Source organism: Allobosea sp. 01N443 (assembly GCF_056399325.1).
This window is the reverse complement of sequence record NZ_JBFTRC010000164.1, coordinates 1-12,616: the sequence shown is the minus strand read 5'-3', so window position 1 is coordinate 12,616 and position 12,616 is coordinate 1. Positions and strand designations below refer to the sequence as shown.

Sequence of the window (12,616 nt, the reverse complement as noted above, 5' to 3'; positions counted from 1 at the left end):
CCTCTCGAGCGCGGCCAGTGCAGCAGGGCGGCGCAGCGTGACCTCGATCACGTCGATGCCACCCGCAAGCAGCGCCCGGGCCAGCGGGACCGCGACCTCGGCCTCGTCGATCACGACGACCGGGACAACGCCACAGGCCTTGAGGCGTGCAATTTCGGGTTCGCCTGACATTGGCTCGATCTCCTCGCTGAGCACCTTCGCTTAAGCCCTGGCCCAGTAAACGTCGAGCCCCTGCGGCCGTCGCAGCAGGATGCCGACCGGATAGGCCGCCGGAAGGGCCTGAGCCGTCGCCAGCGTCGTTTCCTTCTCCTTGCCGGCAATGAGCAGGGTTGCCCAACCTGCCTTCGCGATTCGCGCGGCCGAGAGTGAGATGCGAGGTGGCAGGCCGGGCGGACGGGCTGCGACTGCGTGGATTGCGTCGTCGCTGCGCGTAGCTGCAGCGTCGCCTGGAAAGAGCGAGGCGATGTGCCCATCGGCGCCCATGCCACTGACCAGGATGTCAATCGCAGGCAGGCGCGAGAGCACGGCATCGAGGCTACGCGCTGCCGCGGCGAGATCGTCGCCGGCATTGTGGAAGGACACGAAGCTGGCCCGTTCGTCACGCAAAGGGGAGAAGGCGTCCCGGATCATGCGCTCGTTCGAGGCGGCATCGTCCGGCGCGACGAAGCGCTCGTCGGTCGGCATCAGGGTAACCCTGTCCCAGGCGAGGTCGTGCGCGCCGAGTGCCGCAAGAAAACGTGCCGGCGTAGTACCGCCGGGGACCGCGAGCAACGCGCCCCCGCGGGCGGCTATGGCGGCACGCAGGCGCACTGCGACAGCTTCGGCCAGCGCTTCCGATGCGCCGGCCAACGTCTCGAAACGATGCCAGGAGAGCGGCCCCACCGCGCTCATTCCATCAGTTCCGGGTCGGCCCAGGATCGCCCTTCGCGCTCGATCAGACCGATCGCCTGAGACGGCCCCCAGGAGCCGGCGGCATAGCGATGCGGCTGCGGATAGTACTCCTGCCAGCCGGCAATGATCGGATCGATCCAGGCCCAGGCCTGCTCGACCTCGTCACGGCGCATGAACAGGGTCTGGTCGCCGCGGATCACATCGGTGAGCAGCCGCTCATAGGCGTCAGGTGAGCGCACGCCGAAGGCGGTGTCGTAGCGCAGATCGAGCTGGCGCGGGACGATCTTGAGCTTGCCGGAGCCTGGCACCTTCATCATCAGCTGCATCTGCACGCCATCATTGGGCTGCAGGCGGATGATCAGGCGATTGGCATCGAGYCGCCCACAATCGGCAGCGCTTCCGAAGATCGAGTGCGGCACCGGCTTGAAGGTGACGGCGATCTCGGAATAGCGCTGCGCCATGCGCTTTCCGGTGCGCAGATAGATCGGGACGCCGGCCCAGCGCCAGGTTTCGAGTTCGCAGCGGATCGCGACGAAGGTTTCGGTGTTGCTGGCATGGCCGAGTTCCTCGGCATAACCATGGACGCGAGCGCCACCGCTGACGCCCTGGCCATATTGCCCGCGCACGGTCGCCCGCAGCACATCGGGGCCGACGATCGGCTTGAGAGCCTTCAGAACCCTGACCTTCTCGTCGCGGACGGCATCGGCTTCCAGCAGGTTCGGCGGCTCGATCGCAAACAGGCAGAGCAGCTGCAGCACGTGGTTCTGCACCATGTCACGCAGGTGTCCGGCCTTGTCGTAATAGCCGGCGCGCGACTCGAGGCCGACCGTCTCGGCAACCGTGATCTGGACATTGTCGATGTCGCGACTCGACCAGGAGCGTTCGAACAGGGTGTTGGCGAAGCGCAGTACCAGAAGGTTCTGGACCGTCTCCTTGCCGAGATAATGATCGATCCGGTAGGTGCGGCTTTCCGGAAGGATCCTTGCCACGGCGTCGTTGATCTCGCGGGCGGAGGCGAGATCCCGCCCCAGGGGCTTTTCGAGAATGACGCGCGAGGTCGGCGTCAGGATGCCGGCACTGGCGAGGTTCTCGCAGATCGGGATGAAAAGATCGGGCGGCGTCGAGAGATAGAAGGAGCGCACACGCTCCGAATCGCCGAGCTCCTGCCGCAGGCCGGCATAGGTCTCCGGCTTCAGCGCATCGACCTGGACCACGGAGAGCCTGCGCAGGAATGTCTCGATCCTGGCGGCGGAAAGCCCCTCCTCGGTGAGCTTCCGGCTGATCTCGCCGGGCAGTCCGGCGACATCCTCGCTCTTGCGCACCATCGCCAGGATGCGGCTTTCCTCCGGCAGAACGCCTTCCTGATTGCGCTGGGCCAGCGCCGGAAAGAGTTTGCGCAGGGCCAGATCGCCGCTGGCACCGAAGATCACGAGATCGAAGGGCGGGACCGGAGTGCGCTCCGGCGCAGCTTCGAGCTTTACGACATGATCGGCGACGGCATCCATGGGCATACACACTCCGCAGCAGCGAATACGGGCCAAGCTAGCCGATCGCTGCGACGAGAGTTAGACGGTTTTGGCGCTCCACCCAAGCAGGCAGGACGCGCAACCGCCCTGCCGCTCAGGCGGTCTGGCGGCGGAAGCCTTCGCTCGCGATCAGCAATTGCTGGGCATAGGTCGTCTGCGGCGAGCGCGCCGCCAGCGTCTCGGCCGTCATCTCCTCGACGCCACGGCCGAACTGCATGACCAGCAGCCGCTCGCACATATGAGCAACGACCGCGAGATCGTGGCTGACCAGGATATAGGTCAGATTGCGCTCCTTGCGCAGCGCCTGGAGCAGGTTCAGCACCTCTGCCTGGATCGAGACGTCGAGCGCTGAAGTCGGCTCGTCGAGCAGCAGKATCTTCGGTTCGAGCACCAGTGCGCGCGCAATCGCCACGCGCTGGCGCTGGCCACCGGAGAGCTGGTGCGGGAAGCGGAAACGGAACGAATTCGGCAGCCCGACATCCTTCATGGCGCGTTCGATGCGCGCCTCGGCATCGTCGATGCCGTGAATGGCCAGTGGCTCGGCCAGCGTATCGTCGACCGTCTTCTTCGGGTGGAGGCTGCCATAAGGGTCCTGGAAGACCATCTGCACGGCGCGATAGAAGGCCTTGTCGCGAACCTTGGGCTGCTTGCTGCCCAGGATCGTGACGTCACCACTCCATTCGCGGTTCAGGCCGGCGAGGACACGCAGCACGGTCGACTTGCCCGAGCCGGATTCACCGACGATGCCGTAGCTCTCGCCGGATGCAACCGAGAAGGAGAGGTCCTTCACGACATGGGAATCGCCGAAGGAGACGTTCAGCTTCTCGACAATGATGGCGGGGTTCATGTTCATGCCAGCCATGCCGGGTCACGTTTCAGGGTGGCGAGCTTGTCCTTGSGATGATCGAGATCCGGCAGGCAGTCGAGCAGGCCGAGCGTATAGGGATGGYGATGGGCGCGTGCGCTCTCGTCGGCAAGTTCGGCGGCCGGCAGCGTCTCCATCGCCTTGCCGCCGTACATGACGATGACGCGGTCGCAGAAGGACTGCACGAGATGCAGGTCGTGGCTGATGAAGATCAGCCCCATGCCGCGGCTGGTGACGAGGTCGTCGAGGATCTTCAGCACCTGCAACTGCACGGTGACGTCGAGGGCCGACGTGGGCTCGTCGGCGATCAGGATGTCGGGTTCGGCGATCAGCATCATCGCGATCATCACGCGCTGCCCCATGCCGCCCGAGACTTCGTGCGGGTAGAGATCGTAGACGCGTGCCGGCTCGCGGATCTGGACCGCTTCCAGCATGGTGAGGCTGCGTTCCCTGGCCTCACGCGAACTCGCCTTGTGATGGACGCGATAGGCTTCGGCGATCTGCTCGCCCACGGTCTTCACCGGATTGAGCGAGAATTTCGGGTCCTGCATCACCATCGAGATATGGCGGCCGCGCAGCTTGCGGCGCGCGCCCTTGTCCATCGTCAGCAGGTTCTGCCCGCGATAGACGAGCTTGTCGGCCTGAACCTCGCCGGGATGGGGGATGAGGTCGAGAATGGCGCGGCCGGTCATCGACTTGCCGGAGCCGGACTCGCCGACAATGCCGAGCCGTTCGCGGCCGAGCGTGAAGGAAAGCCCGCGCACGGCGCGGACAATGCCGGTCGCGGTGTGGAAATTGACCCGCAGATTGTCGAGTTCGAGCAGCGGCTGTTCGATCGGGCTATCTGGTGCGCGCATCATCTCACCTCGCATCCATGACGTCGCGCAGGCCATCGCCCAGCAGATTGAAGCCGAGCGCGACAACGCAGATGGCTAGGCCGGGGAAGGTCGCGACCCACCACTGGTCGAAGATCTGCTCGCGGCCGGCTGAGATCATCGCGCCCCATTCCGGGATCGGCGGCTGCGCGCCAAGGCCGAGGAAGCCGAGCCCGGCAGCGGTCAGGATGATGCCGGCCATGTCGAGCGTGGACCGCACGATCAGGGATGGCAGGCACATCGGCACGACATGCCTGAGTACGATCCGCCATTGCGACGCCCCCTGCAGCCGGACCGCGGAGATGTAGTCCTGGTTGCGGATGATCAGTGTCTCGGCGCGGGCGACGCGCGCATAAGGCGGCCAGGCCGTGAACGCGATCGCGATGACCGCATTTTCAAGTCCGGGGCCGAGTGCCGCAACGAAAGCGAGCGCGAGCACCAGGCGCGGGAAAGCCAGGAAGACGTCGGTGATGCGCATCAGGACGCGATCGACCCAGCCGCCGAGATAACCTGCAGCAGCGCCGATCAGGAGGCCGATCGGCCCCACGGTGATGACGACGAGCAGCACGATGACAAGCGTGACGCGCGAGCCGTAGACGACCCGGCTGAAGATATCCCGGCCGAGTGAATCCGTGCCGAACCAGTTCGTTGCCGACGGCGGCAGCAGGCGCTTGTCGAGGGCCTGCGCCAGCGGATCATAGGGCGCGAGCAGCGGCGCGAAGGCTGCAGCAAGTAGCAGCAGCAGGACGATGGTCAGCCCGATGACGGCTGCGGGGTTGCGCCGGAACGCGAGCCATTGCCGGTAATACTGGCCAAGCCGTGCCTGACGGCGCGACGCGGGGGAATCGGTGATGAGCCAGGCGGCCCAGCCGGACGAAGTCTGTTCGGTCATGGCCATGTCCTCAGCGCGCCCGCGGATCGGCCAGGCGGCCAATGATGTCGGAGAACAGATTGACACCGATGAAGACCGCGCCAACCACCAGCGTGCCGCCGAGCACGGCGTTCATGTCGGCATTGAGAAGGGAATTGGTGATGTAACGACCGAGGYCGGGCCAGGCGAAGATGGTCTCGGTCAGCACCGAACCTTCGAGCAGGTGCATGTAGGAGAGTGCGATCACCGTCACGAGMGGCACGACGGCGTTGCGCAGGGCATGGCCCCAGATGACCTGCCACTCCGACACGCCCTTGACCCGGGCGGCGATGACATATTGCTGCTGCAGCTCGTTGATCATGAAGCTGCGCGTCATGCGGCTGATATAGGCGACGCTCAGCAGGCCCAGGACGGAGGCCGGCAGGATCAGATGGGAGAAAGCGTCCCAGAACGCATCCCACTCACCTTGCATGGCGGCATCGAGCATGATCACGCCGGTGATCGGCGTCACGAAATCCTGATACGCCACCGAAATACGCCCGGGTCCGCTGACCCATCCGAGCTTGGCGTAGAACAGCAGAAGACCCATGAGGCCAAGCCAGAAGACCGGGATCGAATAGCCGATCAAGCCGATGACGCGGGCGATCTGGTCGGGCCAGCGGCCCTGGTGGACGGCAGCGACGATGCCAAGCGGCACGCCGAGCATGATGCCGATCAGCGTGCCCAGCGTCGCCAGCTCGAGCGTCGCCGGGAAGACGGTCTTGATGTCGTCGACCACGGTGTTCGAGGTCAGTACGGAGCGCCCGAGATCGCCGGTGAAGACCTTGCCGATATAAATACCGAATTGCTGCCAGAGCGGCTTGTCGAGGCCGAGGTCCAGCCGCGCCTTGTCGTAGACATCGGCGGGAGCGCGATCACCGACCACGGCGAGCACCGGGTCGATCGGCATCACGCGCGCGATCAGGAAGGTGACGAGCAGAAGCCCGAACATCGTGATGGCGACCGTGCTGAACTCTCGCCCGGCAATCTTGCCCCAGCGACCCGATTTGCCCGCCCATGTCTCGCGCGATGACGCCATGCAACCAACCACTGTACAAAAGCCCGAAGAAGGGCGCTTCCGGAAGCCACGGCGCGCGGGAATGCAATCCCCTCGCCCGTGGCGCTCAACAGAAAAGAATAGAAATAAGCCCGCCGCAGCCATTTAGCCGCGGCGGGTTCCGTCAGAAGACGTGTCTCAGTTCTTGGAGATCGGCCAGTAGAAGTTGGTGTCGGAGCTCGGTCCGATCACCCAACCCTTGACGTTCTTGCGCTCGGCCGTGACCTCGACCTGCTGGTACATGATCACGAAGGGCGAAACCTTCTGGTGCTCGCGCTGCAGGACTTCATAGGTCGCCTTGCGCTTGGCCGCATCGGTCTCGAGCACGGCGGCCTGGGCGACCTTCGTCATGTCCGGGATATCCCAGGCATTGCGCCAGGCCAGCGTCTTCGACTTCGCATCTTCGCCATTGTTCTCGTTGATGGCGAAGGTCTCGGCATTGGTATGCGGATCGAGATAATCCGGACCCCACTGGCCGATATAGATGTCGTGGGTGCGGGCGCGATACTTGGTCAGCGTCTGCTTGCCGTCRCCCGGGATCAGCTCGAGCTTGATGCCGGCCTGGCCCCAGCTCGACTGGATCGCCTGCGCGATATCGGTGATCGGAGCGACCGAGCGAACGTCCATGGTGACGGTGAAGCCATTCGGCAGACCGGCCTTGGCGAGCAACTCCTTGGCCTTGGCGGGATCGAACTTGTAAGGCTTCTCGTCAATGGCTCCCAGGAAGCCCTTCGGCAGGAAGGATTCGTGGTGCTTGTAGGTGCCCTCGACGATGTTGCGCTCGATCGACTGGTAGTCGACCAGCCATTTCAGCGCTTCGCGGACCTCAGGCTTGTTCAGGTTGGCGTTCTTCTGGTTCAGGCCGAGATAGAGAATATAGCCCTTGTCGCCCTGGACGATCTGGATGTCGGACTTCTCCTTCACAGCGGCGAGCTGGTCCTTGGAGAGGTTGCGGGCCATGTCGATGTCGCCCTTCTCGAGCAGCAAACGCTGCGAGGCCGGCTCGGCGACATGGCGTACGATCACGCGCTTGTTCTTCGGCGCACCCTTGTACCAGGTCTCGTTGGCATCGAGCGCATACTGCTCGTTGGGACGATAGGCGCGGACCTTGTAGGCACCGGAACCGGCCGAGTTCAGCTTGAGCCAGGCATTGCCGAAATCGCCGTCCTTCTCGTTCGCCTTGACCAGCTTGGAATCGACGATCGAAGCCACGCCGGAGGTCAGGCAGTTCAGGAAGAAGGTCGGGGCGAAGGGCTTGGAAACGGTGACGACGACGGTGTTGTCATCGGTGGCCTTCACCTTCTCGAGGACATTCTCCTTGGTGAGGCCGAATTGGGTGAGGATGAAGCCCGGCGACTTGTTAAGCGTGACAGCGCGCTGGAAGGAATAGACCACGTCAGCTGCGGTCAGCGCGTTGCCCGAATGGAACTTGACGCCCGGGCGGAGCTTGAACGTGTAGGTGAGATTGTCCTCGCTGACGGTCCATTTCTCGGCAAGCTCGCCGACGAGGTCGTTGTTCTTGGCGAGATCGACGCCGATCAGCTTGTCATAGACATTGGCGCCGACTTCGACGCCGGAGAATTCGAAGGCTTCGGCCGGATCGAGCGTAATGATGTCGTCGATCTGCTTGGCCATGACCACCGTATCCTTCGGCGTCTGGGCCATGGCTGTCGTCGCCATCAACGCCGTAAAGGCGGAGGCAACCATCAATTTCGCAACGTGACGCATGGACTATCCCCATTGGTTCATAGGGCGGCCGTTTCGCCGCCGCTTGGGCGCTATCTGTGGCCAGAACGAGCCCGATGTCCAGCGGCTCGGAAATTGCACAGCGCACTGTTCACAAGCCTGCACTCTTCTTGCGCAACGAATTGATAGACCGACGCATTCTTGCGCAGCGACAGCTTTGCGAGCAATCGAAGCTGGGGCTATCCTCAGGGAGAGCCGTGCCGCGGGCACGCCCGACCGAGCAGGTGTCGCCCTTGGCCATCATCGCCGCGCTGAACCACGTCACCCATTACCGCTACGATCGCCCTGTCGTGCTCGGCCCGCAGATCATCCGGCTGAGGCCCGCTCCGCATTGCCGCGCAGCGGTCAACAGCTACGCGCTCAAGGTCTCGCCAGCGCAGCACTTCGTGAACTGGCAGCAGGATCCGAGCGGCAACTGGCTCGCCCGCTATGTCTTTCCCGAACCGGTGAGCGAATTCCGCATCGAAGTCGATCTCGTCACCGAGCTTTCGATCATCAATCCCTTCGACTTCTTCGTCGAGACCAACGCGGAGGTCTTCCCCTTCGTCTATCCCGAGGAACTCCAGGCGGAACTTGCTCCCTATCTCGTCACCGAACCGGCCGGGCCGCTGCTGATCGACCTCCTCGCCAGGGTTCCGCGCGAGCCGGTCAACACCGTGAACTTCGTCGTTGATCTCAATGCCCGCCTGCAAGGCATGATCGCCTATGGCATCCGCATGGAGCCCGGTGTGCAGGAGCCCGAGCACACGCTCCAGATCAAGTCGGGTTCGTGCCGCGATACGAGCTGGCTTCTCGTCCAGATCCTGCGCCAGCTCGGGCTCGCCGCCCGCTTCGTCTCCGGTTACCTGATCCAGATGAAGGCGGATATCGATCCGCTCGAGGGGCCGCGCGGGACCGACAAGGATTTTACCGATCTCCACGCCTGGGCCGAGGTCTATATTCCCGGCGCGGGCTGGATCGGGCTCGATCCGACATCGGGGCTGCTGACCGGCGAAGGCCATCTGCCCCTCGCGGCGACACCGCATTTTCGCTCGGCCGCGCCGGTGAGCGGCGTTGCCAGCTATGCCGAGACGACCTTCGACTTCGCGATGAGCGTCGAGCGCGTGCATGAAGTGCCGCGCATCACCCTGCCCTTTTCCGACCAGTCGTGGCACCGCCTCGATGCGTTGGGAGAGAGGGTCGATGGCGATCTCGCAGCGCAGGATGTGCGCCTGACGATGGGCGGCGAGCCGACCTTCGTCGCGACCGATGATCAGGAGGGCGCGGAGTGGAACACCGCCGCGGTCGGCCCGACCAAGCGCCGGCGCGCAGACGAACTGATCCGCCGGCTGCGCAGCCGCTTCGCGCCGGGCGGCATGCTGCATTACGGCCAGGGCAAATGGTATCCGGGCGAAAGCCTGCCGCGCTGGGCCTTCGCGCTCTATTGGCGCGAGGACGGCGAGCCGATCTGGCGCAATGCCGCATTGATCGCGCGCGAGCCCGGCGCCGTAACCGGCGGCGACCGTGAACTGGAAGCGGCAACCTCGACCCGCGATGCCGAGACGCTCGCATCGGGCCTTGCGGAGAAACTGGGCGTCGGTGCCGACCATGTCCTGCCCGCCTATGAGGATACCGGCCACTGGCTGCTCAAGGAGGCGCAGCTTCCAGACAATGTCGACCCGCTCGACCCGCGCCTCGCCGATCCGGAGGAACGCGCCCGCATGGCCCGTGTCTTCCAGCTCGGCCTCGGCAATCCGCGCGGCTATGTCATCCCGGTGCAGCGCTGGCAGAGCCAGGCAGGCGACCGGCGCTGGCGCTCCGAGAAATGGACGCTGAGACGCGGCAAGCTCTTCCTGGTCCCGGGCGATTCACCGGTCGGCTATCGTCTGCCGCTCGGCTCGCTGCCAGCCGTGCCGGAGGAGGAATACCCGCATATCCACCCGCAGGATCCGATGGAGGCGCGCGGCCCCCTGCCCTCGCCCGGCAGCGCGCCTGCGGCGCGCGCGGCGGAGCCCGCGCCCACGGTGCACCGGCATGCCCAATTCTCGATCCCGGGCGAGGCCCCCGCAGGCGCCGCGGCCCAGGATCGCGTCGAGCAGGAGATCGGGCGCGAGCATGTGCGCACCGCGCTGAGTCTCGAAGTCAGGGACAATGTGCTCTGCGTGTTCCTGCCCCCCGTCGAGCGCCTGGAGGACTATCTCGACCTGATCGCCAGCGTCGAGGCCGTGGCCGAGCAGACCGGGATCGCCGTCCATATCGAGGGTTATGCTCCGCCCTCCGACCCGCGCCTCAATGTCATCAAGGTGACGCCCGACCCCGGCGTGATCGAGGTCAATATTCATCCTGCAAAGAGCTGGCGCGATGCGGTCGAGATCACGCGTGGCGTCTATGAGGAGGCGCGTCAGGCCAGGCTCTGCGCCGAGAAATTCATGGTGGACGGCCGCCATACCGGAACGGGCGGTGGCAACCATGTCGTGCTCGGCGGTGTCACGCCGTCCGACAGCCCCTTCCTGCGCCGCCCCCATCTGCTGAAGAGCATCATCCTCTACTGGCAGCGACACCCCTCCCTCTCCTTCCTGTTCTCCGGCCTGTTCATCGGGCCGACCAGCCAGGCGCCACGCATCGACGAAGCCCGGCACGACCAGCTCTACGAGCTCGAAATCGCCCTTGCGGCGGTGCCGAAGCCGGGTGAGAAGCCGATTCCGCTCTGGCTCGTCGACCGGCTGTTCCGCAACCTGCTGGTCGATGTTTCCGGAAACACCCACCGCACCGAGATCTGCATCGACAAGCTCTATTCGCCGGACGGGCCGACAGGCCGGCTGGGCCTGATCGAGTTCCGCTCCTTCGAGATGCCGCCGGATGCGCGCATGTCACTGGCGCAACAGCTTCTGGTGCGCGCGCTGATCGCCTGGTTCTGGCGCGAGCCGCAGCAGGGCAAGCTGGTGCGCTGGGGCACGAGCCTGCATGACCGCTTCATGCTGCCGGAGATGATCTGGCAGGATTTCCGCGAGGTGCTCGCCGATCTCGCACATGCCGGCTATCCGTTCGACCCGGTCTGGTTCGAAGCACAGCAGGAGTTCCGCTTCCCGTTCTACGGCAAGGTCAACCATGGCGGTGTCGAGCTCGAGCTGCGCCAGGCCCTCGAACCCTGGCACGTCATGGGCGAGCAGGGAGCGATCGGCGGCACCGTGCGCTATGTCGATTCCTCGGTGGAGCGGCTGCAGGTCAAGGCAAGCGGGCTCGTTCCCGGTCGCCACGTCATCACCTGCAACGGACGGCGCCTGCCGATGACCCCGGTCGCGGGCTCCAGCGAGGCGATCGCAGGCCTGCGCTTCAAGGCCTGGCAGCCGGCCTCAGGGCTGCACCCGACAATTCCCGTGCATGCGCCGCTGACCTTCGACATCGTCGATAGCTGGGTCGGCCGGTCGCTCGGCGGCTGCGTCTACCATGTCGCCCATCCCGGTGGGCGCAATTATGAGACACCGCCGGTGAATTCCTACGAGGCCGAGGCACGCCGCCTCGCCCGTTTCGAATCCATCGGTCATAGTCCCGGCGCGCTGGTGATTCCGGTGGAAGAGCGCAGCCCGGAATTTCCGATGACCCTCGATCTGCGCCGTCCAGCAGGACTCTAACCAAGGCCATGGCTTTGCAGGGCCGATCGCCGTCGACACGTCTCCGAGCGGAGCGGCGCAATGCGCTGCTGGCCGATTATCGCCCCTTGCCCGGAGCCTATGACGAGTTCATGGCGCCCGATGGCAGTGTACGTCCGCATTGGGAACCGTTTCTCGCCGAGTGGAGCGGGCTCTCCCAGGATGAACTCGGCCATCGCTTCGGGCTCGCGGATCGCCATGTCCGCGACACCGGCGTGTCCTATCGCGTGCATGGCGATCTCGATGCGAGCGACCCGCTGGCCGGGGAGCGCTCCTGGCCGCTGAACCATGTCCCGCTCATCATCCCCGGCGCGGAATGGCAGACCATCGCTGCCGGCGTGGCGCAGCGTGCGACGCTGCTCTCCTCCCTGCTTGGCGACATCTATGGACCCGGCGAGATGATCGCCAAGGGCCTGCTGCCCGCGGCGGTCGTAACCGGCAGCCCGGACTATCTGCGCCCGCTGCAGGGCACGGCCAATGGCGGCACGCTCCAGCTCTATGCCGCCGATCTCGGACGCGGGCCGGATGGCCGCTGGTGGGTGCTCGGCGACCGTACGCAGGCCCCGTCCGGAGCGGGCTATGCGCTGGAGAACCGGCTGGCCCTGGGCCGCGCCTTTCCGGACCTGTTCCGGACCATGAATGTCGAGCGATTGGCCTCGTTCTTCCAGGGTTTCCGGGCCGGTCTCGCGGCAAGCTCGCGCCGGGTCGAGCCGCGGATCTGCCTGCTGACACCGGGCGCGCTCAACGAAAGCTATTTCGAGCACGCCTATCTCGCACGCTATCTCGGCTTCCTGCTGGTCGAAGGCGGCGACCTCCTGATGCGCGACGGACGCGTCCATGTCCGCACCATCGCGGGCTTGAAGCGTGCCGACGTGATCTGGCGGCGGATCGACGGCGATTTCTCCGACCCGCTCGAGCTCAACTCAGCCTCCGCGCTCGGCGTCGCCGGTCTCGTCCAGGCGGTGCGGCAAGGCAATGTCCAGATCGCCAATGGGCTCGGCTCGGGCGTCGTCGAAGCGCGAGCCCTCATGGGCTTCCTCCCGGCCCTCGCCGAACATATCCTCGGCGACGAACTGATCCTGCCGCATATCGCGACCTGGTGGTGCGGGCAGCAGCG

The 12,616-nt window shown here is 65.2% G+C and carries 9 protein-coding genes and 1 pseudogene; 2 read left to right on the top strand and 8 right to left on the bottom strand.

Annotated features, from left to right (window positions below; all coding sequences use genetic code 11):
• From AC1DRP_RS28110 to AC1DRP_RS28075, 8 genes and pseudogenes are all read right to left on the bottom strand, one after another.
• Nucleotides 1-171, bottom strand: a pseudogene (locus AC1DRP_RS28110) (hypothetical protein); the annotation flags it as partial.
• A 30-nt stretch (nt 172-201) separates the two neighbouring features.
• Nucleotides 202-891 (bottom strand): 6-phosphogluconolactonase, encoded by a 690-nt coding sequence (gene pgl, locus AC1DRP_RS28105; RefSeq protein ID WP_441493528.1) that lies wholly within the window; start codon nt 889-891, stop codon nt 202-204.
• Nucleotides 888-2,402 carry a glucose-6-phosphate dehydrogenase gene (gene zwf, locus AC1DRP_RS28100; RefSeq protein WP_476770164.1) on the bottom strand — a complete coding sequence of 505 codons (1,515 nt, stop codon included), beginning with the start codon at nt 2,400-2,402 and terminating at the stop codon, nt 888-890. Before zwf ends, pgl begins: the two co-directional genes overlap by 4 nt.
• Before the next feature lie 109 nt (nt 2,403-2,511).
• Nucleotides 2,512-3,264: an ABC transporter ATP-binding protein gene (locus AC1DRP_RS28095; RefSeq protein ID WP_441493555.1), complete on the bottom strand. Its 753-nt coding sequence runs from the start codon at nt 3,262-3,264 to the stop codon at nt 2,512-2,514.
• A 2-nt stretch (nt 3,265-3,266) separates the two neighbouring features.
• Nucleotides 3,267-4,142 carry an ABC transporter ATP-binding protein gene (locus AC1DRP_RS28090; RefSeq protein WP_476770163.1) on the bottom strand — a complete coding sequence of 292 codons (876 nt, stop codon included), beginning with the start codon at nt 4,140-4,142 and terminating at the stop codon, nt 3,267-3,269.
• Nucleotide 4,143: 1 nt separating this feature from the next.
• Nucleotides 4,144-5,049 (bottom strand): nickel transporter permease, encoded by a 906-nt coding sequence (gene nikC / locus AC1DRP_RS28085; RefSeq protein ID WP_441493525.1) that lies wholly within the window; start codon nt 5,047-5,049, stop codon nt 4,144-4,146.
• 10 nt (nt 5,050-5,059) lie between these two features.
• Nucleotides 5,060-6,106 (bottom strand): ABC transporter permease, encoded by a 1,047-nt coding sequence (locus AC1DRP_RS28080; protein ID WP_476770162.1) that lies wholly within the window; start codon nt 6,104-6,106, stop codon nt 5,060-5,062.
• Nucleotides 6,107-6,262: 156 nt separating this feature from the next.
• Nucleotides 6,263-7,852 (bottom strand): ABC transporter substrate-binding protein, encoded by a 1,590-nt coding sequence (locus AC1DRP_RS28075; RefSeq protein WP_441506096.1) that lies wholly within the window; start codon nt 7,850-7,852, stop codon nt 6,263-6,265.
• A gap of 251 nt (nt 7,853-8,103) precedes the next feature.
• Here AC1DRP_RS28075 and AC1DRP_RS28070 point away from each other — a divergent pair, with 251 nt between their 5' ends.
• Together AC1DRP_RS28070 and AC1DRP_RS28065 are read left to right on the top strand one after the other, a co-directional pair.
• A complete protein-coding gene (locus AC1DRP_RS28070; protein ID WP_476770165.1) occupies nt 8,104-11,481 on the top strand; it encodes a transglutaminase family protein in 3,378 nt (1,125 codons plus the stop codon).
• Between the two features lie 8 nt (nt 11,482-11,489).
• Nucleotides 11,490-12,616 (top strand): circularly permuted type 2 ATP-grasp protein (locus AC1DRP_RS28065; protein ID WP_476770161.1); only part of this gene is annotated, 1,127 nt, incomplete at its 3' end.